General features: G+C 66.0%; 23 protein-coding genes. 12 read left to right on the top strand and 11 right to left on the bottom strand.

The genetic code is table 11. The features are described 5' to 3' along the window. The 3 genes from ACI3K3_RS12260 to ACI3K3_RS12250 form a co-directional block, all read right to left on the bottom strand. Positions 1 to 679: EF-hand domain-containing protein (locus ACI3K3_RS12260; protein WP_404913994.1), on the bottom strand; the 679-nt coding region annotated here is incomplete at its 3' end. A gap of 207 nt (positions 680 to 886) precedes the next feature. After that, positions 887 to 1,288, bottom strand: a complete 402-nt coding sequence (locus tag ACI3K3_RS12255) for a cupin domain-containing protein (RefSeq protein ID WP_404913992.1) — start codon at positions 1,286 to 1,288, stop codon at positions 887 to 889. Positions 1,289 to 1,380: 92 nt separating this feature from the next. Continuing rightward, positions 1,381 to 3,201 (bottom strand): aminopeptidase P family protein, encoded by a 1,821-nt coding sequence (locus ACI3K3_RS12250; protein ID WP_404913990.1) that lies wholly within the window; start codon positions 3,199 to 3,201, stop codon positions 1,381 to 1,383. 42 nt (positions 3,202 to 3,243) lie between these two features. Here ACI3K3_RS12250 and ACI3K3_RS12245 point away from each other — a divergent pair, with 42 nt between their 5' ends. Together ACI3K3_RS12245 and ACI3K3_RS12240 are read left to right on the top strand one after the other, a co-directional pair. After that, positions 3,244 to 5,349, top strand: a complete 2,106-nt coding sequence (locus tag ACI3K3_RS12245) for a S9 family peptidase (protein ID WP_404913988.1) — start codon at positions 3,244 to 3,246, stop codon at positions 5,347 to 5,349. Beyond that, on the top strand, positions 5,346 to 5,750 hold the full coding sequence (locus tag ACI3K3_RS12240) for an acyl-CoA thioesterase (RefSeq protein ID WP_404913986.1): 405 nt from the start codon (positions 5,346 to 5,348) through the stop codon (positions 5,748 to 5,750). Before ACI3K3_RS12245 ends, ACI3K3_RS12240 begins: the two co-directional genes overlap by 4 nt. 158 nt (positions 5,751 to 5,908) lie before the next feature. Here ACI3K3_RS12240 and ald read toward each other — a convergent pair whose 3' ends face one another. Further along, entirely contained in the window at positions 5,909 to 7,024 is a 1,116-nt protein-coding gene (gene ald, locus ACI3K3_RS12235) for an alanine dehydrogenase (protein ID WP_313435006.1), read from the bottom strand. 137 nt (positions 7,025 to 7,161) lie between these two features. On the opposite strand from ald, the gene ACI3K3_RS12230 reads away from it, so the two are divergent. Then, positions 7,162 to 7,617 (top strand): Lrp/AsnC family transcriptional regulator, encoded by a 456-nt coding sequence (locus ACI3K3_RS12230; RefSeq protein ID WP_404913984.1) that lies wholly within the window; start codon positions 7,162 to 7,164, stop codon positions 7,615 to 7,617. Between the two features lie 6 nt (positions 7,618 to 7,623). On the opposite strand, the gene ACI3K3_RS12225 is transcribed toward ACI3K3_RS12230, so the two are convergent. The 4 genes from ACI3K3_RS12225 to ACI3K3_RS12210 form a co-directional block, all read right to left on the bottom strand. Further along, entirely contained in the window at positions 7,624 to 9,378 is a 1,755-nt protein-coding gene (locus tag ACI3K3_RS12225; protein WP_404913982.1) for a cation:proton antiporter, read from the bottom strand. 263 nt (positions 9,379 to 9,641) lie between these two features. After that, a complete protein-coding gene (locus tag ACI3K3_RS12220) occupies positions 9,642 to 10,037 on the bottom strand; it encodes a hypothetical protein (RefSeq protein ID WP_404913980.1) in 396 nt (131 codons plus the stop codon). Between the two features lie 23 nt (positions 10,038 to 10,060). Continuing rightward, positions 10,061 to 12,466 (bottom strand): DNA translocase FtsK 4TM domain-containing protein, encoded by a 2,406-nt coding sequence (locus tag ACI3K3_RS12215; protein ID WP_404913978.1) that lies wholly within the window; start codon positions 12,464 to 12,466, stop codon positions 10,061 to 10,063. A 97-nt stretch (positions 12,467 to 12,563) separates the two neighbouring features. Beyond that, positions 12,564 to 13,127 (bottom strand): thiamine phosphate synthase, encoded by a 564-nt coding sequence (locus ACI3K3_RS12210; RefSeq protein WP_404913976.1) that lies wholly within the window; start codon positions 13,125 to 13,127, stop codon positions 12,564 to 12,566. Between ACI3K3_RS12210 and ACI3K3_RS12205 the strand changes: the two genes are divergently transcribed. Further along, positions 13,126 to 13,788, top strand: a complete 663-nt coding sequence (locus ACI3K3_RS12205; protein ID WP_404913974.1) for a YggS family pyridoxal phosphate-dependent enzyme — start codon at positions 13,126 to 13,128, stop codon at positions 13,786 to 13,788. The two genes, ACI3K3_RS12210 and ACI3K3_RS12205, sit on opposite strands and share 2 nt — an antisense overlap. A 68-nt stretch (positions 13,789 to 13,856) precedes the next feature. Next, positions 13,857 to 14,144 carry a GIY-YIG nuclease family protein gene (locus tag ACI3K3_RS12200; protein ID WP_404913972.1) on the top strand — a complete coding sequence of 96 codons (288 nt, stop codon included), beginning with the start codon at positions 13,857 to 13,859 and terminating at the stop codon, positions 14,142 to 14,144. A gap of 99 nt (positions 14,145 to 14,243) precedes the next feature. On the opposite strand, the gene pyk is transcribed toward ACI3K3_RS12200, so the two are convergent. Beyond that, positions 14,244 to 15,728 (bottom strand): pyruvate kinase, encoded by a 1,485-nt coding sequence (gene pyk / locus ACI3K3_RS12195; protein WP_404913970.1) that lies wholly within the window; start codon positions 15,726 to 15,728, stop codon positions 14,244 to 14,246. Between the two features lie 79 nt (positions 15,729 to 15,807). Here pyk and ACI3K3_RS12190 point away from each other — a divergent pair, with 79 nt between their 5' ends. Continuing rightward, positions 15,808 to 16,119 carry a DUF1244 domain-containing protein gene (locus ACI3K3_RS12190; RefSeq protein ID WP_404913968.1) on the top strand — a complete coding sequence of 104 codons (312 nt, stop codon included), beginning with the start codon at positions 15,808 to 15,810 and terminating at the stop codon, positions 16,117 to 16,119. A 30-nt stretch (positions 16,120 to 16,149) separates the two neighbouring features. On the opposite strand, the gene sugE is transcribed toward ACI3K3_RS12190, so the two are convergent. Next, positions 16,150 to 16,467, bottom strand: coding sequence for a quaternary ammonium compound efflux SMR transporter SugE (gene sugE, locus ACI3K3_RS12185; RefSeq protein WP_404913966.1), 318 nt, complete (start codon positions 16,465 to 16,467; stop codon positions 16,150 to 16,152). A 259-nt stretch (positions 16,468 to 16,726) separates the two neighbouring features. Here sugE and ACI3K3_RS12180 point away from each other — a divergent pair, with 259 nt between their 5' ends. Further along, on the top strand, positions 16,727 to 16,963 hold the full coding sequence (locus tag ACI3K3_RS12180; protein ID WP_086492369.1) for a DUF2312 domain-containing protein: 237 nt from the start codon (positions 16,727 to 16,729) through the stop codon (positions 16,961 to 16,963). A gap of 55 nt (positions 16,964 to 17,018) precedes the next feature. Here ACI3K3_RS12180 and ACI3K3_RS12175 read toward each other — a convergent pair whose 3' ends face one another. Continuing rightward, positions 17,019 to 17,741, bottom strand: coding sequence for a type II CAAX prenyl endopeptidase Rce1 family protein (locus ACI3K3_RS12175; protein ID WP_404913964.1), 723 nt, complete (start codon positions 17,739 to 17,741; stop codon positions 17,019 to 17,021). A gap of 224 nt (positions 17,742 to 17,965) precedes the next feature. Here ACI3K3_RS12175 and ACI3K3_RS12170 point away from each other — a divergent pair, with 224 nt between their 5' ends. The 5 genes from ACI3K3_RS12170 to ACI3K3_RS12150 all read left to right on the top strand — a co-directional run bounded on the left by ACI3K3_RS12170 (position 17,966) and on the right by ACI3K3_RS12150 (position 22,281). Further along, complete coding sequence (locus ACI3K3_RS12170; RefSeq protein WP_313434983.1) at positions 17,966 to 18,730, top strand: YebC/PmpR family DNA-binding transcriptional regulator; 765 nt, start codon at positions 17,966 to 17,968, stop codon at positions 18,728 to 18,730. A gap of 135 nt (positions 18,731 to 18,865) precedes the next feature. Then, positions 18,866 to 19,342 (top strand): crossover junction endodeoxyribonuclease RuvC, encoded by a 477-nt coding sequence (gene ruvC / locus ACI3K3_RS12165; protein ID WP_313434981.1) that lies wholly within the window; start codon positions 18,866 to 18,868, stop codon positions 19,340 to 19,342. 81 nt (positions 19,343 to 19,423) lie between these two features. Beyond that, a complete protein-coding gene (gene ruvA / locus ACI3K3_RS12160) occupies positions 19,424 to 20,032 on the top strand; it encodes a Holliday junction branch migration protein RuvA (RefSeq protein ID WP_404913961.1) in 609 nt (202 codons plus the stop codon). 73 nt (positions 20,033 to 20,105) lie between these two features. Beyond that, positions 20,106 to 21,140 carry a Holliday junction branch migration DNA helicase RuvB gene (ruvB, locus tag ACI3K3_RS12155; protein ID WP_404913959.1) on the top strand — a complete coding sequence of 345 codons (1,035 nt, stop codon included), beginning with the start codon at positions 20,106 to 20,108 and terminating at the stop codon, positions 21,138 to 21,140. Positions 21,141 to 21,396: 256 nt separating this feature from the next. Beyond that, a complete protein-coding gene (locus ACI3K3_RS12150; RefSeq protein ID WP_404913957.1) occupies positions 21,397 to 22,281 on the top strand; it encodes a PEP-CTERM sorting domain-containing protein in 885 nt (294 codons plus the stop codon). Positions 22,282 to 22,307: the final 26 nt, after the last annotated feature.

Genomic DNA, 22,307 nt, shown 5'->3' with positions numbered 1-22,307 from the left:
CCTGACGCCTGTCTCCCTTGCGGTCCTTCCTTTCGGCCCGCATCCGGTCGTGCGCGGCGCGGCGTTCCTCGGGCGTGACCTTGCCGTCCTTGTTGCCGTCCATTCCGTCGAAACGCTGGAGCGCGGCGGCGACGAATTCCGCACGGGTGATGCTGCGGTCGCCATCGGCATCGGCCTTGCCGAAGCCCATCATCGGGCCCTTCATGCCGTGACGATCACCATGCCGGTCACCGTGGCCACGACGTCGCTCGGGATGATCGCGGGCCGGGCCGTCGCTTTCGGGACCGGCCATATTGGCGCCTTCGGGCGGCGGGGGCATGTCGCGCATCCGCTCTCCGTCGGGCCGGGGACCACGATCGCCTTCGGGGCCGCGATCGGCCAGGAATTCGGCCTTTGAGATCGAGCCGTCGTTGTTGGTGTCAAGCTGGTCGAACATCGCTTCGCGCATCTGCTGGCGGCGGGCGTCGCGGTCGGCGCGGTCTAGCTTGCCGTCCTTGTTCACGTCCAGACGGGCGAACATTTCTTCGGCGCGAGCCTGCGCTTCCGCGCGGGTTTCGGTGCGTTCGGGGCCTCTTTCGCGGGCGGGAGAGGGCGTTGCGGGCGCCTGGGCACAGGCCACGCCTCCGATCGCCAGCGCGGCGGCGGACATGCCGAGGGTGATCTTTGAAAAGCGGTTCATCCTCAGGGCTCTCCTTCTGCGGGAACTTGCGAAAGCCGTGGGGCGGGGAAGGGAGGGGGAAGAACGGCCCCGCGGCTTTCTGTGATCCTGTCTAATCCCGGCCTGTCGCTCAGTTGTGCCGAACGGCGGCTTTATTGTCGCCAATTGTCACAGGCTTGGCAGTCCGCCCGGCAGGAGGCAAGCCCTGCACCCGGTGGTCGCCGGACGTCATCGCGGGCGATGCTGCGTTCCCGCCCCGGCGGTAACGAACAGCGCCGTGGCCGACCCCTCGACATCGGCGGTATGCCAGGCGCCGGGCGGGTTGATCGCATATTCTCCGGGCCGCAGCATCACCGTGCGCTCGGTGCCGTCCACAAGCTCCTGATGCAAGGTAATGGTGCCGCCCAGGCACACGACCAGTTCATCCCCGGCCGGATGCATTTCCCAACTGTCCCAGCTTTCGGCGAAATCGTACATCGAGACGAGACGGCCTTCGGCGCCGTCGGCCGCCGTGCGCTCGATATAGCCGGCGTACCATTCCATGCCTGTGAAGGCCGGCTGCGACCGCGCCACGGCGCCCAGGCCGAGGTGGACCGGATGAGTCCTGAGATCGTGCACTTCGTCCGCCATGGCAACGACTCCTCCCGACACCAAGCTGCCGGGAGGATGCGCCATCACGGCGCTGTCGTCAAAAAGGCCCCCTCATCAAAACGGCCCCCTCATCAAAACGGAAGGCACTGCTGCTCCAGCCACGCCTTCACGTCGCCTTCCAGCTGCGGGCCGATCACATTGAGGACGCGGGCGTGGTAGTCGTTCCACCATTTCACTTCGTCGGCGGTGAGGAGAGCGAGGTCCACCAGGCGGCGATCGATCGGAGCGAGCGTCAGCGTCTCGAACCCGAAGTATTCGCCGTCCGCGCCGGGGAAGCTGCGCGGCTCGACCAGCACCAGGTTCTCGATGCGGATGCCGTATTCGCCCGCCTTGTAGTAGCCCGGCTCGTCGCTGAGGATCATGCCCGCGAGCAGTTCCTGCGAGGTTCCCGCCTGTCCGCCCGCGGGCTTGCCGATGCGCTGCGGCCCTTCGTGGACGGAGAGGAAGCTGCCGACGCCGTGGCCCGTGCCGTGGGCGTAGTCCAGGCCCACCTGCCAGAGGAACTGGCGGGCGAGTGCGTCGAGCTGGCCGCCGTTGGTGCCCTTGGGGAAGACCGCGCGGTCGATGGCCATGGTGCCTTTCAACACGCGGGTGAAGCGGTCCTTCACTTCGGTCAGCGGCTTTCCGTTCCCGATCCACACGGTGCGGGTGATGTCGGTGGTGCCGTAAGGGTACTGACCGCCCGAATCGACAAGGTAGACGCTCTCGGGAACCAGCGTCAGGCTCGATTCCTCGGAAACGCGGTAGTGCGGGCTGGCCGCGTTGGGGCCGGCGCCCGAGATCGTGTCGAAGGAGAGATCCCGCAGGTCGCCGCATTCCTTGCGGAAAGCGTGGAGGCGGTCCGAGGCGCTCATCTCGGTCACTTCGCCCTTTGGGCCTTCCACCGAGAGCCAGTGCAGGAAGCGGGTTACGGCCACGCCGTCGATCGCCTGGGCCTGGCGCTGGCCTGCCTGCTCGACCGGGTTCTTCACGGCCTTGGGCAGGATGGTGGGATCGCGTTCCTCGACGATGGTGGCGCCTGCCGAACGCAGGGTCTCGAACACGGCGGCCACGGCATTGTCCGGATCCACCGAGACGCGCTTGCCCGCGAGCTTGCCCAGACCCGCCACGAAGGCGCCGCGCGGCTGCACGGTCACGGCATTGCCCAGATGCCGGAGCAGTTCGGGCGTGACCTTTTCCTCGGCGATGTAGAGGTCGGCCGTGCCATCGGCATGGGCGACCACGTAGGACAGGGCGACGGGCGTGCGTTCCACGTCGGTGCCGCGAAGGTTGAGCAACCACGCGACCGAATCGAGCGCGGTGATGACCGTGGCGTCGAGGCCGCGCGCAGTCAGCCATTCGGAAACGGCGGCGCGCTTGGCCTTGCCCGACTGGCCGGCAAGGCCGTCATCATGGACGAGCGCGGGGGCGGGGGAAGGCGCGGGCTGGTCCTGCCACACCGCGTCGATGGGGTTGCCCTCCACCGCGACGAGCGTGCCGCCGCTACGGGCCAGCGCGGCCCTTGCGGCTTCCACCCAGGTCGAGCCGTGAAGCCAGGCGTCGTAGCCGATCTTGGCGCCTTTCGGCGCATTCTCGCCCAGCCAGCGGGCGGGGCTGGTCTGCGGCACGCTTTCATAGGCGTAGAACTTGCCGTCCACCTGTTCGCGCACCTGAAGCGTATAGCGCCCGTCCACGAACATGGCGGCGGCGGGCGAAAGCGTGGGATCGGTCAGCACCACGGCGCTGCCGGCCGATCCTCCGAAGCCGGTGAGCCAGGCGAGGCGCTGCGCATAAGCGCCGACGTACTCGCTCATATGTTCGTCCGAGATGGGGATCACGAAGCCGTCGAGGCCGCGCGACTTGAGTTCCTGGCGCAAGGCATCGAGCCGCGCTTCGTGGGTATTCATCAACATGAGGTGGGTATCCGGCTTGCGGGGGTCATGTGTGCAACATAGATGGAGGCAATGGCAGATTCCACCCAGGCCCTTGCAGGTCCTCCACAGGCGGCGAAGAAGCCGCATTCCTTCACTCACCACGGCCTGAGCGTGGAAGACGACTACGCCTGGCTGCGTGACGCGGGTTATCCCGAGGTCACCGACAAGGCGGTGCTGGACCATCTCGAAGCGGAAAACCGCTGGTTCGAGTCGCGCATGGAAGGCCGCCAGGGGCAGATCGACGCGCTGTTCAAGGAAATGCGCGCGCGCATCAAGGAAGCCGACAAGTCGGTGCCGCAGAAGGACGGCGATTTCCTCTACTGGATCGAATTCGAGGAAGGCGCGGAATACAAGAAGTGGTGGCGCCGCCCCGTCGGCGCGCCTGACGATGGCAGCGCCGACCAGCTGATCCTCGACGAAGTGGCGCTGGCAGAGGGCAAGGAATATTTCAACCTCGGCGCGATTTCCACCAGCGCCAACGGCAAGCTGCTGGCCTACGCCTATGACGACAACGGTTCCGAGCGCTTCACCGCGCGGATCAAGGATCTGGAAACCGGCGAGCTCCTGGCCGACGAGATCCCCGGCACGCTCTCCGCGCTCGTCTGGGTCGCGCAGGACAAGGGCCTGGTCTACTCGCTGGCCAACGAGCAGTGGCGCACCGACAATGCCCGCCTGCACTGGCTGGGCCAACCGCTGGAAAGCGATGTCGAACTCTATCACGAGGACGACGAAGGCTTCCGCGTCGGTTCGTCGCTGTCCTCCAATGAGAAGTGGCTGCTGATCGGCGCCAGCGATCACGAGACCAGCGAATGCCGCATGGTCCTTGCCGACGATCCGCTGGGCCTGCAGATCCTGGTGAAGCCGCGCGCCAAGGGCGTGGAATACGACGTGGATGAGCGCGAGGGCGTGCTCTACATCCACACCAACGACACTCATGAGAACTTCCGCCTCGCCACGGCCCCGCTCGAAAATCCGGGCGAGTGGACGACCCTGATCGAGGGTTCCGACGCCTTCTATCTCACCGGCGCCGACCTGTTCCGCGATTTCTATGTGATCGAAGGCCGCAAGTCGGCCGGGCAGGGCGCGGGGCTCGACCGGATCGAGCTGCGCTACTACGACGATCCCGCCCGCGTGGAGCCGATCGAGTTCCCGGAAGCCAGCTATTCGGCGGGCCTGAGCAACAATCCCGAATGGCACATGGACGTGCTGCGCCTGACCTACGAATCGATGGTCAGCCCCTCGTCCGTCTACGATTACGACGTGAAGGCGCGCAGGCTGGACGTGCTCAAGGTCCAGGAAATCCCCTCGGGCTATGACGCTTCGCTCTACGCTACCGAGCGGCTGGAGATTCCGGCGCGCGACGGCACCATGATCCCCGTCTCCATCGTCTATCGCCGTGACCGGACGGGTGCGGGCCCGCTCCATCTCTACGGATACGGGGCCTATGGCATCTCGATCGATCCCGGCTTCTCGACCTCGCGCCTCAGCCTGGTTGATCGCGGCTTCGCTTATGCCATCGCGCATATCCGCGGCGGCGACGACCTCGGCCGCGCCTGGTACAAGGCCGGCAAGCTGGAGAAGCGGGCCAATACCTTCAACGACTTCGTCGATGTGGCACGCGGCCTGATCGCGCGCGGCTTCACCGAGGCGGGCAGGATCTCGATCTCGGGCGGCTCGGCGGGGGGCGAACTGATGGGCGCGGTGGTCAACTCCGATCCCGAGCTGTTCGGCGCGGTGGTGGCTCATGTGCCCTTCGTGGACGTGCTGAGCACCATGCTCGACGACAGCCTGCCGTTGACGCCGGGCGAATGGCCGGAATGGGGCAATCCCATCGAGGACAGGGCGGCTTTCGAACTGATCCGCAGCTACAGCCCTTACGACCAGGTCAAGCCGCAGGCCTATCCGCCGCTGATGGTGACGGCTGGCCTCAACGACCCGCGCGTGACCTACTGGGAGCCCGCGAAGTGGGTGGCGAAGCTGCGCGAGCTGAAGACCGACGACAACGAACTGATCCTCAAGACCAACATGGGCGCGGGCCACGGCGGCAAGTCGGGCCGGTTCGAGAGCCTGAAGGAGACGGCAGAGGAGTTCGCCTTCATCCTCTGGCAACTGGGCGTGGAAGGATGAAGCCGCCATTCACCCGGACCTTCACGGCGCAGCCCAATGACATCGACATCATGGGCCACGTCAACAATGCGGTCTGGGTGCAGTGGATGGAGGCGCTCGCCACCGCGCACTGGGAGGCGGCGGCGCTTCCCGAGCATCAGGAGCAATACGCCTGGGTCGTGACCCGGCACGAGATCGACTATCGCGGCAATATCCGCGAGGGCGAGAGCGTGACCGGGGAGACGTTCATTCCCGAAGGCCCCACCGGCGCGCGCTTCGTGCGCCGAGTGGACTTCCGGAACGAGGCGGGCAAGGTGCTGGTCTCGGCCCGCACGACCTGGGCCATGGTCGAGATCGCCTCGCAGCGGCTGATGCGCGTACCGCCCGAGGTGGCCGCGCCTTTCTGGGGCGAGGGGGAATGATCGCCCGCGTATGAGCCCGTCGTCCCGGACTTGATCCGGGACCGCTGGCCTCGCGTCACCCAACTCTAGGCAAGGCGCCGTCCTGCAAGATGGCGCCTGAAGAATTGCCAGCGGTCCCGGATCAAGCCCGGGACGACGGGTTTATGCGGGCTTATGCGTCAGCCCAGAACCTCGCTCACCGGCACATAGTCGTAGCCAAGCTCGGTCGCGACCGCCTCGAACGTCACCTTGCCCGCATGGACGTTAAGGCCCTCGGCCAGATGAGGATCGGCCTTCAGGGCCGCCTTCCAGCCCAGGTTGGCGATCGCCAATGCATGGGGCAGGGTCACGTTGTTCAGCGCGTAAGTGCTGGTGCGCGCGACGGCGCCGGGCATGTTGGCAACGCAATAGTGGACGATGCCGTCGACCACGAACGTCGGTTCGGCATGGGTGGTGGCATGGCTGGTCTCGAAGCAGCCGCCCTGGTCGATGGCGACGTCCACCAGCACTGCGCCGGGCTTCATCGTGCCCAGCATCTCGCGCGTCACCAGCTTCGGCGCGGCGGCGCCGGGGATCAGCACGGCGCCGATCACCAGGTCGGCCTCGGCCACGCTTTCGGCGAGGTTTGCGGTGCTGGAGAAGCGGGTCTTGGCGCGCGCTTCGAAGTGGATGCCCAGGCGTTCGAGCACGTCCGGGCTACGGTCGAGGATGGTCACGTCGGCGCCGAGGCCCACGGCCATCTGCGCGGCGTTGAAGCCGACCACGCCGCCACCGATCACCGCGACCTTGCCCGGCATCACGCCGGGAACGCCGCCCAGCAGCACGCCGCGCCCGCCGTGCGCCTTCTCCAGCGCCGTGGCGCCGGCCTGGATCGACATGCGGCCCGCCACCTGGCTCATCGGCTTGAGCAGCGGCAATTGCCCGCCGGGGCCGGTCACCGTCTCATAGGCGATGGCGGTGACGCCGGACTTCACCAGGTCGGCGGTCTGTTCGGGATCGGGGGCGAGGTGCAGGTAGGTGTAGAGGATCTGGCCTTCGCGCAGCATGGCGCGCTCGCCCGCCTGCGGTTCCTTGACCTTCACCACCATCTCGCAGCCTTCGAAGACCTCCTTCGCGGTTGCGACGATCTTCGCGCCCTGGCGGGTGTAGTCGGCATCGCTGGCGCCGATGCCCTGGCCGGCGCCGCTTTCCACCCAGACCTCATGCCCGTGCGCCACGAGTTCGCGGGCGCTCTCCGGCGTCAGGCCGACGCGGTATTCGTGGTTCTTGATTTCCCTGACGGTCCCGACACGCATAATCTTCACTCCGGCAAAATTCTCTCCTGCCCGTGAGATACACCCATGGCCCTGCAAAGTTTCACCGAATTGGGCCTTGTCAGAATGGCGAACAGGAATATTTCCCAAGCTTGTAACAAACGGCAAGAGAATTTTCCATGGACCGGGCTGACCGCGCACTCATCGAAGCGTTGCAGGCGGATTCCTCGCGATCCATCGCCGAACTCGCCGCGCAAGTGAACCTGTCCTCCTCGGCCTGTCATCGCCGCATCCGGGCGCTGGAGGAACAGGGCCTGATCATGGGCTATGCCGCGCGGGTCGACGCGAAGCGGCTGGGGCTGTCGATGGAGGTCTTCGTGGAAATCACGCTGATCAGCCAGAGCCGCGAAGCCATGGAGCGCTTCGAACGCGCGGTGGGCGATTTCGACGATATCCTCGAATGTCACCTATTGTCCGGAGCGGCGGACTATCAGCTGCGCGTCGCCGCCTCGGACCTCGACCACTACGACCGCATCCATCGCGACTGCCTGGCCCGCCTGCCGGGGGTCTCCTCGATGCGGACCAGCTTTTCGCTGCGGCGGATCAAGCGGTTTCAGGGCTATTCGGTCCCCTGAAATGGCTTAATGTGCGTCGCGCAGGTCCTGGGTCAGGATATGGTCGCGGGCGGCGCGCAAGTCGCCGGTTTCGTACTGGATCGAGAGACGCTCCTTGTCGCTGGAGCGGTACATTTCCTCGGCATTGTCGATCTGTTCGACCGAAAGGCCGAGGTCTTCCAGAGCAGAGCGGGCCATGGCCACGGCCGATTCCATGACTTCGCGGACCATGAAGGTAACCGGCGCATCCATCAGCCGGATCATCGCGCGCCGGTCGTAGACGCGGGCGAGAATGCGGGCATCCGGGAATGCCTCGTGGACATTCCGGAGGAAGCTTTCGGAAAGCTGGTCGCCGTCGATGCAGAACACGATCATCTGCGCATGGCCCGCGCCCGCCTGGCGCAGCAAGTCGATGCGGGTGCCGTCCCCGAACCAGACTTTCGCGCCGAAGCCGCTGGCAACGTCGATCATCTCGATGTCAGTGTCGATCAGGGTGACCTGGATCTCGGCGGCGATCAGCACTTGCGCCACGGTCTGGCCGAAGCGCCCATAGCCGACCACCAGCGCGCTGGCGCCGTCCTTGCGGGGGCCTTCGCGGGTTTCCTTGGATGTGGGCATCTCGCGAATGCGCGCGGTCGCCATCATCAGGAACGGGGTGGTCACCATGGACAGCGTGACGATCGCGCTGAACAGGCTGGCGGCCTGCGGCTCGATCAGCCAGGCGTTCTGGGCCTGCGCGAACAGCACGAAGCCGAACTCGCCGCCCTGGCTGAGCAGCAGGCCAAGCGCGAGCGCGCTGCGCCAGTTCATCCTGAACAGCAGCCCGAGCCCGAAGATCACCGAAGCCTTCACCGCGATCAGCGCCAGGGCCATGGTCGCCACAAACAGCGGCCGTTCGGCAATGGCGGAAAGGTCCAGCATCATGCCCACGGACATGAAGAACAGGCCGAGCAGGATCGAGCGGAACGGCTCGACATCGGCTTCAAGCTCGTGGCGATAGGGCGTATCGGCCAGCATGACGCCGGCGATGAAGGCGCCCAGCGCGGTGGAAAGGCCCAGCACCTCCATCAGCGCGGCTGAGGCGATCACCGTGAACAGGGCCGCGAAGACGAACATCTCGCGCTCGCCGAGATTGCCGATCAGGCGGAACAACGGGCGGATCGCGAAGCGGCCCGCCAGGATCAGGCCGACGATGGCGGCCAGCGTCTCCAGCACCAGGATCCAGCCCGGAGGCCCCTCGGGCAAGTGCGGGTTGCGGTTCATCGCCGCGATGATCGTGATCAGCGGGATGATCGAGAGATCCTGGAACAGCAGGACCGCGAAGGAACGTTCTCCGAACGGCGTGTTCAGCCGTCCCGCGCTCTGGAGCATCGGCAGCACCTGCGCGGTGGAGGAAAGGCCCAGCGGCAGGCCCAGCGCCAGCGCGGCGGCGACGCTGAAGCCGGTCGAGTAGTAGATCACCGCCGAAACGGCGAGGCCGCAGAGCGTCACTTGCAGGAAGCCGAGGCCGAAAATCTCGTTGCGCATCCGCCACAGTCGACGCGGCGCCAGCTCCAGCCCGACGATGAACAGCAGCAGGGTGATCCCCAGTTCCGCGATCCCCAGCTTGTTCTCGGCATCGCCGACGAGACCGAAGGCGTAAGGGCCGAGAATCGCCCCTGCCAGCAGATAGCCCAGGGTGGCACCCAGGCCGAGGCGCCGGAACAGCAGGACGAAGGCCAATGCCGTGCCGAGCAGCAGGAAGCCGTCTTTCAGCAGGAAAGCCTGGGTGTGATCTTCCATCGGGGTCTTTCGGGCCGGAAGCGAAACGGTGTGGTGAAAAGGCTGCTTAGAGGCTCTCGCCGCGCTGCGTAACCCTGGATGATTGGAGGGGGAGCGTTATTCGTCGGAAGGGTGGATGTTGTTCGTCTTCCCGGACTTGATCCGGGACCGCTGGCCATGATCAGCCGAACCTTCGGCAGGGCGCCCTGCTCGCGGGGGTGCGCCTCAAGTATTGCCAGCGGTCCCGGATCAAGTCCGGGACGACGTACTGCTTAGCGTGCTACTCAGCGCGGCAGAACGCCGGTGCAGACGTATTTCAGCACCAGCCCGTCTTCCCCCGCCCATTGCACGCGGGAAACGGCGGGGCTGGCATCGCTCCAGTCGCGCAGGACCGTGCCGTTCGGCTGGACGATCCGCCAGTGATGGGACAGCACGCGGCTTCCGGCGCAGTCCACCGCGCGGTCGGTATAGAGCACGGTGCCTTGCGGATAACCGGCATTGGCGCGCAGCAGCACCTGCATCTGGCGGAACTGCCGCCCGATCAGGCCCGGCCCGACGCTGGCCTTGTCGATATAGATGCTGCGGCCGAGCGTGTTTTCCACGCTGGGCACGAACAGGCGCTGCCACTGCGGCGCCGGCTCGGCTGCAAGGGCGGGCGCTGCAAGCAGGCCCAGTAGCATCAGGCCGCGCCTCACCGATCGCATCAGAGCGGGCTGCCGTTCTCGTCGCGATAGATGTCGCGGCGGCCGACATGGTTGGCGGGGCCGACGTAGCCGTCGTTCTCCATGCGCTCCACCCACTTGGCGGCGGTGTTGTAGCCCACGCCCATCTGGCGCTGGAGCCAGGAGACCGAGACCTTCTGGTTCTCGAACACCAATTGGCAGACCTGCCGGTACTTGCGCTCTTCCGGCTGGTCCGAGGCGGTGGCGTCCAGGTCGTCGAAGCCGAACGAGCCTTCCTCGGGCTCGTTGGTGACGGCGTCGACGTAGTCGGGCTTGCCCTGGCCGCGCCAGTGATCGGCGACGTGCTCCACTTCCTCGTCCGAGACGAACGGGCCGTGGACGCGCTTCACCGGGTCGGAGCTGGGCTTGTAGAGCATGTCGCCCTTGCCCAGCAGCTGCTCGGCGCCCTGTTCGCCCAGGATGGTGCGGCTGTCGATGCGGCTGGTGACGGCGAAGGACACGCGGGTCGGCAGGTTGGCCTTGATGACGCCGGTGATGACGTCGACCGAGGGGCGCTGCGTCGCCATGATCAGGTGGATGCCCGCCGCGCGGCTCTTCTGCGAGAGGCGCTGGATCAGCACTTCGATTTCCTTGCCGACGGTGACCATGAGGTCGGCCAGCTCGTCGACGATGAGGACGATCTGCGGCAGCGTCTCGTAATCGAGCTGGCGGTCCTCGTAGAGTTCCTCGCCCGTCTCGGGGTCGAAGCCGATCTGGATGCGGCGGCCGAGCGGCTTGCCCTTGGCGGCGGCGGCCCGGACCTTTTCGTTGAAGCTGGCGAGGTTGCGGACGCTGATCTCGCTCATCTGGCGATAGCGGCGCTCCATTTCCTCCACCGCCCACTTCAGCGCGCGAACGGCCTTGGGCGGTTCGGTGACGACCGGCGAGAGCAAGTGCGGAATATCGTCGTAGCTCTTGAGTTCCAGCACCTTGGGATCGACCAGGATCAGGCGGCACTGGGCCGGCGTCAGGCGATAGAGCAGCGAGAGCAGGATCGTGTTGAGGCCGACGGACTTACCCGAACCGGTGGTACCGGCGACCAGCAAGTGCGGCATCGTCGCAAGGTCTGCCACCACCGGCTCGCCGGCGATATCCTTGCCCAGGATGATCGGCAGCATGCCCTTGTGGTTGGCGAAGGCTTCGGAAGCGACCATTTCCTTGAACGAGACCATCTGCCGGTCCGCGTTCGGCAGTTCGATGCCCATCACGGTGCGGCCCGGAATCGACGAGACGCGGGCCGAGATCGCCGACATGTTGCGGGCGATATCGTCGGCCAGGCCGATCACGCGGCTGGACTTGATGCCGGGCGCGGGCTCCAGTTCGTACATGGTGACGACCGGGCCGGTGCGGACGGCGGTGATCTCGCCCTTCACATTGAAGTCGTCCAGCACCGTCTCCAGCAGGCGCGCGTTGCGCTCCAGGCTGAGCTTGTCGATCTTCGGCTGCGAGTTCGGCGGCGGATCGTTCAGCAACTCCAGGCCGGGCAGCGCGAACTTGTCGAACATGTCCTTCTGGCGATTGCCGATATTGAGTTGCGCGGGCGTGGGGCTCGCCTTGGGGTCGCTGATTTCCGGGGCCTTGCGCGGCTTTTCGGCCGGACCATCGAAGCCGGCGGGGGCGGGCGCATCGATGCGCCGGGCAGGACGCGGCTTGTCCTCGGCCTCGTCCTCCGGCTTCGCGCGCTCGGCGGCGGTGGCGGCAATCTTGGCGGGAGCAGGAGCGCCGTCCTTGTTGAGGCGGCCGATACGTCCGGGCAGGGTCAGCAGGCGCAGCCAGTCGACCGCGAAGACCTGCCCGATCAGGGCGACCCCGGCAAGCGCGCAGAGCAGCGCCAGCACGAGCTTGATCCAGCCCTGCACCACTTCGGGCGCGAATGCGGCAAGCCCGGCAATGCCCTTGGCGCCGAGCAGGCCGGTGATGCCGCCCATCGAAGCGGGCAGCACGCCGCCGGGGGCGGTGAACACCATGGACATGACGGTGGCGATCAGGGTCATGGCGATGGCCAGCACCGCCACCGGGCGCCACCAGCGCTGGTTGGAATGCTCGATCTCGTTGTCGTCCTCTTCCACCAGCAGCCAGAGCTTGCGGGCGAAGACGTAGAGCAGGGGCACGAACAGCGCGGCAACCGGACCGAACAGCACCAGCGCCCGCTCCGCCACCCAGGCGCCGACCGGACCCATCCAGTTCTGCGCCGGACCGCCCGCCGCCGTGGAAGCGGAAGGGTCTGTCTGGTGATAGCTCACCAGCGACAGCGCCAGGAACGCCATGGCCGCGAACAGCGCCAATGCCCCGCTCAATTCGGAGGCGCGGCGCAGCGAGCGCTTGAGGACGGCGCGCCAGTTCGGCTTGGTGATGCGCCGTCCTGGTGCGAGGGGCCGGGTGGCCATTGGAAATTCCCCTGAAGATCGGGCCGTTGATCAGGCCTCGGATAATGCGCCGTGGCGGGACTCGCCGTCAAGAATGGATCGGGAACAGGCTTGTGGGCTAACCGGCAAGCCCCTGGATCGCGGCCCATTTCCGCGACGGCAATGTGCGCGCCCGATGCACCGTCATGCCGCCCAGTGCAATCGCCGGGACGACGGCACGCGCCGCGAGGAGGTGGAAACGCACCCGGCCGAGCGATACGGCGCCGGGATGGGAGCGGGTCGGGAACATCGGCGAAAGCAGCACGGCATCGGCGCGGGAGCGATGGGCGGCGGCCAGTTCGCGCAGGGAATGCACGGTGACGAGACGCAGGGTTGCTGGGCCGGAGGCCAGCTTTCGGGCCGCGCCATAAGCACCGTCCGCTTTCCAGGCCCGTGCTTCCCGTGCCGATCCGGATAGCACCACGCAGTGCCCGAAACGTCGCGCGATCCGGCGGAGAACCTCGAACCGGGCGCGCCGATCGGCGGGGGGGAGATGATAGTGCCGATAGATCAGCCCCGACCCGCGTGGCAGGCGGGCGAGTGTCCGCTCCAGCAGGTGGTCGTTGCGGGCATCGCTGATCAGCCAGATATGGGGAAGAGGCGGGTGGCGGTTCGGCACGAAGACGCTATAGCAGCGCGCCATGGATCAGCCAGCAACTCCTCTCGAAGACATTCGCGCTCGCATTGCCCAGGCCGCCCGCATCGCCGGACGCGCGCCGGGATCGGTCGAACTCGTCGCCATTTCCAAGACGCATCCGGCAGAGGCCATCGCGCCGCTCATCGCCCAGGGCCAGCGCGCGTTCGGCGAGAATCGTGTGCAGGATGCCGAGGCCAAGTGGCCCGCGCTGCGCGAGGAAAACCCCGAAGTGCGGCTGCACCTCGTCGGCCAGCTTCAGTCCAACAAGGCCGAGGACGCGCTGGGCCTGTTCGATTGCATCCACTCGGTAGACCGTCCCTCGCTGGTAGCCTCGCTGGGCAAGGCGATGGACAGGACGGGGCGCCGCGTGCCTTGCTTCGTGCAGGTCAACATCGGTGCCGAGGAGCAGAAGGGCGGCTGCGCTATTTCCGAAGTGCCCGCGCTGCTGGCTTCCGCGCGCGAGGCGCAGATCCCGGTGGAAGGACTGATGTGCGTGCCGCCGCTGGGCATAGAGGCCGCGCCGTTCTTCGCGCTGCTGGCGAAGATCGCGGCGGATAACGGCGTATCGCAGCTGTCGATGGGCATGAGCGACGATTTCGAGACAGCGGTGATGCTGGGCGCAACGCATGTGCGCGTGGGCAGCGCGCTGTTCGGCGCGCGGGGTTGATTAAAGGTTTGAAGTCCTCGTCGTCCCGGACTTGATCCGGGACCGCTGGCCGCGCCACGCTGCCTCGGATGGGCAGCGGCGGCTTCACCTACATGATGACGAACCGAGAATTCGGCGTGCTCTACGTCGGCGTGACGGCGGATATCCATGCAAGAATCGTGCAGCATCGCGAAGGGCGTGGCTCGGAATTTTGCCGGAAATATGGGCTCGACCGACTGGTGCTGGTCGAGCCTCACGCTACCATTCAGGAGGCTATTGCGCGCGAGAAGCAGCTCAAGCGGTGGCGGCGTGAGTGGAAAGTCGAGCTGATCGAGAGCGCCAATCCGCTTTGGGAGGACTTGGCGGCTTACTTGTAGGTGGGTGGGCGCGGCCAGCGGTCCCGGATCAAGTCCGGGACGACGTGTTATTACCTATCACACGGGTTATTACCCGATGACTCAGCCGCGCCCGCCCCCTCAGTTCGGCGTATCCAGCTCGTTGCCGGTGAGCGTCACGACATGCAGCAGGTTCGTCGAACCCGGCGTGCCGAAGGGCACGCCCGCCAGCGCCACCAGGCGTGTGCCGGCGGCACCGAAGCCGTGGCGCAGGGCCATGCGCTTGCCCTTGGCGATCATCTCTTCGAAGCTGCCGATGTCCTTGGTGGTCACAGCGTGCGCGCCCCAGAGCAGGGCGAGGCGCCGCGCCGTCTTCGGCGAAGGAGTGAGCACCAGCATCGGCGCGGCGGGACGCTCACGCGCCACGCGGCGCGCCGAGCCGCCTGAGCCGGTGAAGACGATGATGCCCTCGATCGGCAGGGTATCAGCGATCGTCGCGCAGGAGGCGGAGAGCGCGTCGGCGGTGGTGGCGTCGGGCGGGGTGTGGGTCAGGTGGATACGCTCGCGATAAGTGGAGTCGGTCTCCACCTTCACGGCGATGCGGTCCATGATCGTCACGGCCTCTACCGGCCACTGACCCGCCGCCGTCTCGGCCGAGAGCATGACGGCATCGGCGCCGTCGTAGACGGCATTGGCGACGTCGGACACTTCCGCGCGGGTGGGCGAGGGGCTGGTGATCATCGATTCCAGCATCTGCGTGGCTACCACCACCGGCTTGCCGATCGCGCGGGTCTTGGCGATGATGTGCTTCTGGATCGGCGGCACTTCCTCGGGCAGGAGTTCCACGCCCAGGTCGCCGCGTGCGACCATGATCCCGTCCGAAAGCTCGATGATGCCATCGATCGCATCGACCGCCGCAGGTTTCTCGATCTTGGACATCAGCGCGCAGGCCCCGCCGATCAGACGGCGCGCCTCGGCCACGTCCTCGGGACGCTGGACGAAGGACAGGCCGATCCAGTCCGCGCCCTGCTCCACCGAGAAGGCGAGGTCGCGGCGATCCTTGTCGGTCAGCGCGGGGACGGGGACGATCGCGTCGGGCACGTTCACGCCCTTGCGGTCGGAGATGAAGCCGCCGACTTCGGCAGTGCAGAGGATCGAATCGGCATCCGGCCTGATCACCACCAGGCGCAGCTTGCCGTCGTCGATCAGCAGGCGCTGGCCCTTCTGGAGGATGCCGAAGAGTTCGGGATGGGGCAGGCAGACGCGGTTCTCGTCACCCGGCGTGGGATCGCGATCCAGCGTGAAGTGCGCGCCGTGGCGGATGAAGGCCTTGCCTTCCGCGAAAGTGCCGACGCGCAGCTTGGGGCCCTGGAGGTCGCAGAGGATCGCCACGGGGCGCATCAGGTCTTTTTCCACCGCGCGGATATTGGCGATGGTTTCCCGGTGGGTATCGTGGTCGCCGTGGCTCATGTTGACGCGGAAAGCGTCGGCCCCGGCTTTCAGAAGCTTGGCGATCGTCTCCTTGTCGCGGCTGGCCGGGCCCAGCGTGGCGAGGATTTTCACCTTGCGCTGGCGCTTGATCCCGCGATGGTGCGGCGAACGGCGAAACGGAGGGGTGGTTGCCAAAATCTGTCTGCCTCTCTTTCGATATTTCGGCGACATATGGCAAAGGCGGCATGACAAACCAAGGACGATCGGCAGAAATATGAACGTAAACGACCAGATCGACGAACTCGACGACGCCGTGGCCGCCGCCGCGTTCCGCCGGCTCGTGCGTCACCTCCAGACCCGTCATGACGCGCAGAACATCGACCTCATGGGCCTGGCCGGGTTTTGCCGGAACTGCCTGGCGGACTGGATCCGCGACGGCGGGTTCGCAGGCGACAAGGCGGCGGCCCGCGAAGTGATCCACGGCATGCCGTTCGGCGCGTGGAAGGACGCATACCAGACCGAAGCGACGCCCGAGCAGCTCGCGCGCATGGAGGAAAGCCTGAAGAAAAACGATCCGGCGCATTGAGTGCGCGCCGCTCGCTTTCGAGGGTGGGGTTCAGGAACTCGCCAGCTTCATCAGGACCAGTCCGATCAGGATCATGCCGGCGGCGGCAAGACGCATGGCGCTGACGGTTTCGCCCAGCATGACGATGCCGAAAATGAAGGCGCCCAGCGCGCCGATCCCGGTCCAGACCATGTAGGCCGTCCCCAGCGGCAGTACGCGCATCGACCAGGAGAGCAGGGCGAAACTGGCGAACATCGCGACGATCGTGATCACGCTGGGCCAAAGCCGGGTGAAGCCGTGCGACTGTTTCATGGCCGAAGCCCAGACGACTTCGAACAGACCGGCGATGACGAGAACAATCCAGGGCATTACGGCAACCTTCTTCAACGGGTTGCCGGGCCGTCCCGGTCTTGAAACTCCGCCGCCAATCGATTTCGGTGACGAAGGCGGGAACGTTGTCGCCGCGCCGGGGGGCTCATAGAAGAACGGGGACGGAGAGGCAACTTCGTCACTTATTCGCTGTTTGCGCACAGGATTTCCACAGCCCCCCGCTTTGCCCGAATCCGCGACTGCCGCTATCAGCGCGCGCCATACCGATTCACACCAGATTTTTCCGGAGCATTACCCGATGGCCGAAACCACCGACGATCGCCTGCGCCTGCTGATCGAGCGCGTCGAGCGCCTCGAAGAGGAAAAGAAGGGCATCTCGGACGACATCCGCGACGTCTATAACGAAGCCAAGGCCGTCGGCTACGACGTCAAGATCATGCGCCAGATCGTCCGCATCCGTAAGATGAAGCCGGACGACCGCCGCGAAATGGACATGTTGCTCGACACCTACAAGACGGCGCTCGGCATCGACTGAGCGGACTGTCTGGAAGTTCGCTGAAGGTGAATTTCCAGACAAATATCATCCTGCGCTAACCACCAAGATGCACCAGCAGCATGGTCGCCGCATTGGCGCCGGCATGCTGGAGCATCGCGGCGGGCAGGCCGATACGCTGGCGGGTGAAGCCCAGCAGCAGTGCCGCCCAGAGCTGCGGCAATACCAGCGGCAGCGACAGCATCGAGATGCTCGGATAGTTCGACAGGTGCACGCCTGCGAAGACGAGAGCAGTGATCCAGAACACTGCGGGATAGGCTGCGACATACCAGCCTGGCGGTATCCGTCGCTTGCGCAGTGCGATCCAGCCGCCGATCGCGCCGACAAGCACCACCAGCACCAATCCACTCAGCACCAGCGGAGCCGTGGCTGCCGCCGAAGCGGTCAGGACCGCGAAAATCACGCCGCCGCCCAACAGCCATAGCGCGCGGGGATAGCCGGTCTGCCAGCCGCGAAAGGCAATTTCCTCGGCCACCGGGGCGATCAGGATCGTGAACGGCAACAGCCAGCCTGACGGCAGCTTCTCGAAGGCATCCGGGGTCGGCAGTTGCATGGCCTGTTGCCAGAACGTTATCAGCGGCAGCACCACCAGTAACAGACCGCCGACATGAAGCGCCTCCAGCGTGCCCAGGGCCGCCCAGCCTTCCCGCGAGCGCAGTCCCACGGGCGCGAGGATGACCGGACGTATCAGGTAATGCGGCAGTTCGCGCAGTACGCCGAGAGAAGGACGCGGTGCGACAGGGTTGGTCCGGGTAGCCATGAGCGCAATCTAGGCCCGTTTCCTTTTCAAATCGTTTGGGCACTTGCTGTCCCGCGCCCCGCCTCACCCTGAGCAGGCTCTACGGGAACGGGCGGTTGCCCTTGGGTGCCGCCCTGTTGTAAGGCGCGCCCTGCGTCATTTGGCACATATCATTCACCGGACCTCATTGACCGGGCCTCGCGGAAATCCGCAGGCAGGCAGACGAGCGAAGCAAGAGCGGACCCATGGCAGGCCATTCCAAATTCAAGAACATCATGCACCGCAAGGGCGCGCAGGATAAAAAGCGTTCGGCGCAGTTCAGCAAGCTCAGCCGCGAAATCACGGTCGCGGCGAAGATGGGCATGCCCGACCCGGACATGAACCCGCGCCTGCGCGCCGCCGTCAACGCGGCCAAGGCGCAGTCGATGCCCAAGGACAACATCCAGCGCGCGATCGACAAGGCCAGCAAGGGCGATGCCGAGAACTACGAGGAAGTGCGCTATGAGGGCTACGGTCCCGGCGGCGTCGCCCTCATCGTCGAGGCGCTGACCGACAACCGCAACCGCACCGCCACCAACGTGCGCACCGCGTTCTCGAAGAACGGCGGCAACCTTGGCGCATCGGGCGCTGTTTCGCATGGTTTCGAGCGTCTCGGCCTGATCGAGTATCCCGGCAGCGCGGGTGACGAGGACAAGGTTCTCGAAGCCGCCATCGAAGCCGGTGCGCAGGATGTCGAAAGCGACATGGGCGATGGCGACGAGAATCCGGGCAGCCACCAGATCTGGGTGCCGGTCGATTCCCTTCACGAAGTCGCCCGCGAACTGGAAAAGGTTCTCGGCGAAGCGGAAGGCGTGAAGCTGGCGTGGAAGCCCAACCTCTCCGTGGACGTCGATGCCGACACCGCCGGCACGTTGATGAAGCTGGTCGATACCCTCGAAGACGACGACGACGTCCAGACCGTCTGGGGGAACTACGAGATCTCCGACGAAGTCATGGAAAAGCTCGGCTGATTTGGCCCATGCCGGGCTGCGAATGCGCGTTCTCTGCGCTTCCGGTGCTCACGTACTGAAGTACGCTGCGCTCCGGTTCTCGATAACGCCCATTCTCGCTCCTGCTTGGGCCAAATCTTCTGCGAGGCGGATAGCATGATCATCATCGGGCTAGATCCGGGCCTGACCTGCACGGGCTGGGGTATCGTCGCCAAGAGCGGCAGTCGCCTCAGCCACGTCGCCAACGGACAGATCCGCACCGACGCCAAGGCCGGGATGGCCGAGCGGCTGGTCGAGCTGGACGCGGCGCTTACCGACGTGATCCTCCACCATCGCCCTGATACGGGCGCGGTGGAGGAGGTCTTCGTCAACGTGAATCCGCAGTCCACGCTCAAGCTGGGCCAGGCGCGGGGCGTCGCCATGCTCTCGATCGCGCGGGCTGGCCTGCCGGTGGCCGAATATTCCACCAAGGTCATCAAGAAGGCGCTGGTCGGCACCGGCGGCGCCGACAAGAAGCAGATCCAGCACATGCTCAAGGTCCTGCTGCCCGGCGTGAAGCTGGCGGGCGAGGACGCCTCGGACGCGCTGGCCGTGGCCATCACCCATGCGAACATGCTCGGCAGCCATCGCTGATCCCGATGCCGCGCCGCGCATCAACAGCCATGGCTTGACGGGGCTGGCGCGGGGCGATTGTTCCTGCCATAGGAACAAACCATGATCGCCAAGCTTACAGGTCTGCTCGACGACACCGGCCCCGACTGGGCGATCATCGACGTCAATGGCGTCGGTTATCTCGTCCATTGTTCGGCGCGGACGCTCGACCATCTCGGCATCCGGGGGGACAAGGTCGTCGTCCATACCGAGATGCAGGTTTCCGAAACCGACCAGCGCCTCATCGGCTTCACCAGCGGCGCGGAACGCAACTGGTTTCGCCTGCTGACGGCGGTGCAGGGCGTCGGTTCGAAAGTGGCGCTGGCGATCCTTTCGGCGCTGACCACCGAGGAATTGCAGCGCGCCTGCGCGGGCGGCGACAGCGCCATGGTAGCGCGCGCCAACGGTGTCGGGCCGAAGCTGGCGAGCCGCATCGTCAACGAGTTGAAGGACAAGGCGGGCGGCATGCCCACAGCGCCCGGAGCACCGGGCCTTGGCGCCGTCTCGGCACCGGCCGGCTTCTCCAGCGCCGATGCGGTTTCCGCTCTCCAAAACCTCGGCTTCAAGCCCGCCGTCGCCAGCATGGCGGTCGGCAAGGCGGTGGAAGAACTGGGCGAGGATGCCGGGCTCAACGATCTCGTCCGCGTGGCACTGAAAAAGGCTGCCGGGTGATCACGCCGCTTCACCAAACACCACGTCATCCTGAACTCGTTTCAGGATCCATTTCTCGACAGACGCCGAGCCTATGACCGATAACCCCATCCTCACGCCCACGCGCCAGCCTGAGGACGCCGATGCGGCGCTGCGGCCCAAGACCTTGGCCGAATTCGTCGGACAGGCGGCGGCGAAGGACAACCTTCGCGTCTTCATCGAAAGCGCCAAGTCGCGGCGCGAGGCGATGGACCATACGCTGTTCTTCGGTCCGCCGGGCCTCGGCAAGACCACGCTGGCGCAGATCGTCGCGCGCGAACTGGGCGTGGGGTTCCGCGCCACGTCCGGGCCGGTCATCGCCAAGGCGGGCGATCTTGCCGCGTTGCTGACCAATCTCGAACATGGCGACGTGCTGTTCATCGACGAGATCCACCGCCTCAATCCCGTGGTCGAGGAAGTGCTCTATCCGGCGATGGAAGACCGCGCGCTCGACCTGATCATCGGCGAGGGCCCCTCGGCGCGATCGGTGCGCATTGACCTCCCGCCCTTCACCCTGGTCGGCGCAACGACCCGGCAGGGTCTGTTGCAAACGCCGCTGCGCGACCGTTTCGGCATTCCGGTAAGGCTGCAGTTCTACACCGTGGAGGAACTGGAAAAGGTCGTCACGCGCGGGGCGGGCCTGCTGGGCATCGGCATGGACAAGGGCGGGGCGACTGAAATCGCCCGCCGTGCGCGCGGAACGCCGCGCGTGGCGGGCCGGCTGATGCGCCGGGTGCGCGATTTCGCTCATGTAGCGGGCAGCGATGTCATCACCCACGAGATCGCGGACGATGCCCTGACGCGGCTGGAAGTCGATTCCATCGGCCTCGACGCGCAGGACCGCCGTTATCTCAAGATGATCGCGGGGATCTACAAGGGCGGGCCGGTCGGCGTCGAAACGCTGGCGGCCGGCCTGTCCGAGCCGCGCGACACCATCGAGGAAGTGATCGAGCCCTATCTGATCCAGCTCGGGCTGATCGCGCGAACGGCGCGGGGGCGCTGCCTCAACGATCATGGCTGGCAGCACCTCGGCATGACTCCGCCCAACGGCGGTCCCCAAGGCGGCCTTTTCGATTCGGACGGAGACTGATCAAGGGACGTTTTTCGCGCAATAAACTGTCGGGCGCGTTTACAGATGGGCGGTCCGACAGTCCCGCTTCGGCACAGCTTCTCGGTTACCTCCGAAAACTAACGCATTTTCTGCATCGGCACTGTCGAATCTCGGTAAATGCCATTGTTCCGTTAGCCTCTCTCTGCGTTTGTTGAGTTCAAGTCGGCTCCGATTTTTCCCTGTGGGATATATTTCGGAGGGAGCGGGGCCGAACGGAACGAAGAGAGAGACGATCATGTCGGTTCGGATGGCCCTCGCTAAATTGTCTGCCTGCGCAGCGGGCTGCGCCATCATCGGTGGCGGTGCGGTGCATGTCGCCGAGACGCAGAGCAAAAAGGTCGAGTACCGCAAGGTCAAGCAGGCCAAGACCGCCAAGCCGGTGCGCCCGGCCAAGCGGCTGGTGCGCAAGGATCCGCCGCGCGAGATAAGCCGCGCGCGCCGTATCATCGATCGTCCGGCCATGCCGCAGACGGCCTATGTGCCGCTGCCTCCCGCTTATGTCCCGCCTGCGCCGGCCCCGGTCTATGCCGGCGGCGGAGGCGGCGCACCCGCCGTGATCGGCGGTGGCGGCGGTGGTTTCGGCGGCTTCGGAGGAGGCTTCTTCGGAGGGTTCTTCGGGGGCGGCGGGTCTGGCGGCGGCAATGTCATCATCTCGTCCACCTCCAGCGGCGGTTCGACTTCCAGCTCGTCCTCGACCGGGGGGCTGACGACCACTGGCGGATCGACTTCGACGTCCAGCTCCACGGGCGGCCTTACCACGACCACCACGGGCGGCTCGACCTCCACCTCCAGTTCGACGGGCGGCCTGACCACGACGACGACCACGGGCGGCATCACCTCGACCACCACGTCTTCCAGTTCGGGCGACGTCTCGACCAGCACCAGTACGTCGAGTTCCTCGTCCACCTCGTCCTCGACCTCTTCGAGCACGTCGTCATCGAGTTCGACGTCTTCCTCCACCTCCGGTTCGTCCTCGACGTCGACCTCGTCCGGCGGGGGCAATCCGCCGCCTACCGATCCGCCGACCGACGTTCCCGCGCCGCCGATGCTCATCCTGTTCGGTGCCGCCGCCGCCGCAGTGATCGGCCGCCAGCGTCTGGCCCGCAAGAAGTCCGCCTGAGGGGGCAGCCAGCCAAGAGCCGCGCA

The sequence above is a fragment of the Novosphingobium sp. ZW T3_23 genome (genome assembly GCF_044987305.1).
Classification (GTDB): Bacteria; Pseudomonadota; Alphaproteobacteria; order Sphingomonadales; family Sphingomonadaceae; genus Novosphingobium.
Note: the sequence above shows the minus strand (reverse complement) of the source record. Positions and strands in the feature narration are given on the sequence as shown.

Bases quoted from the DNA above. Each gene is read 5' to 3' on its own strand.
- ACI3K3_RS12255 (WP_404913992.1), bottom strand. From the start codon at position 1,288: ATGGCGGACGAAGTGCACGATCTCAGGACTCATCCGGTCCACCTCGGC.
- ACI3K3_RS12250 (WP_404913990.1), bottom strand. From the start codon at position 3,201: ATGTTGATGAATACCCACGAAGCGCGGCTCGATGCCTTGCGCCAGGAA.
- ACI3K3_RS12245 (WP_404913988.1), top strand. From the start codon at position 3,244: ATGGAGGCAATGGCAGATTCCACCCAGGCCCTTGCAGGTCCTCCACAG.
- ACI3K3_RS12240 (WP_404913986.1), top strand. From the start codon at position 5,346: ATGAAGCCGCCATTCACCCGGACCTTCACGGCGCAGCCCAATGACATC.
- ald (WP_313435006.1), bottom strand. From the start codon at position 7,024: ATGCGTGTCGGGACCGTCAGGGAAATCAAGAACCACGAATACCGCGTC.
- ACI3K3_RS12230 (WP_404913984.1), top strand. From the start codon at position 7,162: ATGGACCGGGCTGACCGCGCACTCATCGAAGCGTTGCAGGCGGATTCC.
- ACI3K3_RS12225 (WP_404913982.1), bottom strand. From the start codon at position 9,378: ATGGAAGATCACACCCAGGCTTTCCTGCTGAAAGACGGCTTCCTGCTG.
- ACI3K3_RS12220 (WP_404913980.1), bottom strand. From the start codon at position 10,037: ATGCTACTGGGCCTGCTTGCAGCGCCCGCCCTTGCAGCCGAGCCGGCG.
- ACI3K3_RS12215 (WP_404913978.1), bottom strand. From the start codon at position 12,466: ATGGCCACCCGGCCCCTCGCACCAGGACGGCGCATCACCAAGCCGAAC.
- ACI3K3_RS12205 (WP_404913974.1), top strand. From the start codon at position 13,126: ATGGATCAGCCAGCAACTCCTCTCGAAGACATTCGCGCTCGCATTGCC.
- ACI3K3_RS12210 (WP_404913976.1), bottom strand. From the start codon at position 13,127: ATGGCGCGCTGCTATAGCGTCTTCGTGCCGAACCGCCACCCGCCTCTT.
- ACI3K3_RS12200 (WP_404913972.1), top strand. From the start codon at position 13,857: ATGGGCAGCGGCGGCTTCACCTACATGATGACGAACCGAGAATTCGGC.
- ACI3K3_RS12190 (WP_404913968.1), top strand. From the start codon at position 15,808: ATGAACGTAAACGACCAGATCGACGAACTCGACGACGCCGTGGCCGCC.
- sugE (WP_404913966.1), bottom strand. From the start codon at position 16,467: ATGCCCTGGATTGTTCTCGTCATCGCCGGTCTGTTCGAAGTCGTCTGG.
- ACI3K3_RS12180 (WP_086492369.1), top strand. From the start codon at position 16,727: ATGGCCGAAACCACCGACGATCGCCTGCGCCTGCTGATCGAGCGCGTC.
- ACI3K3_RS12175 (WP_404913964.1), bottom strand. From the start codon at position 17,741: ATGGCTACCCGGACCAACCCTGTCGCACCGCGTCCTTCTCTCGGCGTA.
- ACI3K3_RS12170 (WP_313434983.1), top strand. From the start codon at position 17,966: ATGGCAGGCCATTCCAAATTCAAGAACATCATGCACCGCAAGGGCGCG.
- ruvC (WP_313434981.1), top strand. From the start codon at position 18,866: ATGATCATCATCGGGCTAGATCCGGGCCTGACCTGCACGGGCTGGGGT.
- ruvA (WP_404913961.1), top strand. From the start codon at position 19,424: ATGATCGCCAAGCTTACAGGTCTGCTCGACGACACCGGCCCCGACTGG.
- ruvB (WP_404913959.1), top strand. From the start codon at position 20,106: ATGACCGATAACCCCATCCTCACGCCCACGCGCCAGCCTGAGGACGCC.
- ACI3K3_RS12150 (WP_404913957.1), top strand. From the start codon at position 21,397: ATGTCGGTTCGGATGGCCCTCGCTAAATTGTCTGCCTGCGCAGCGGGC.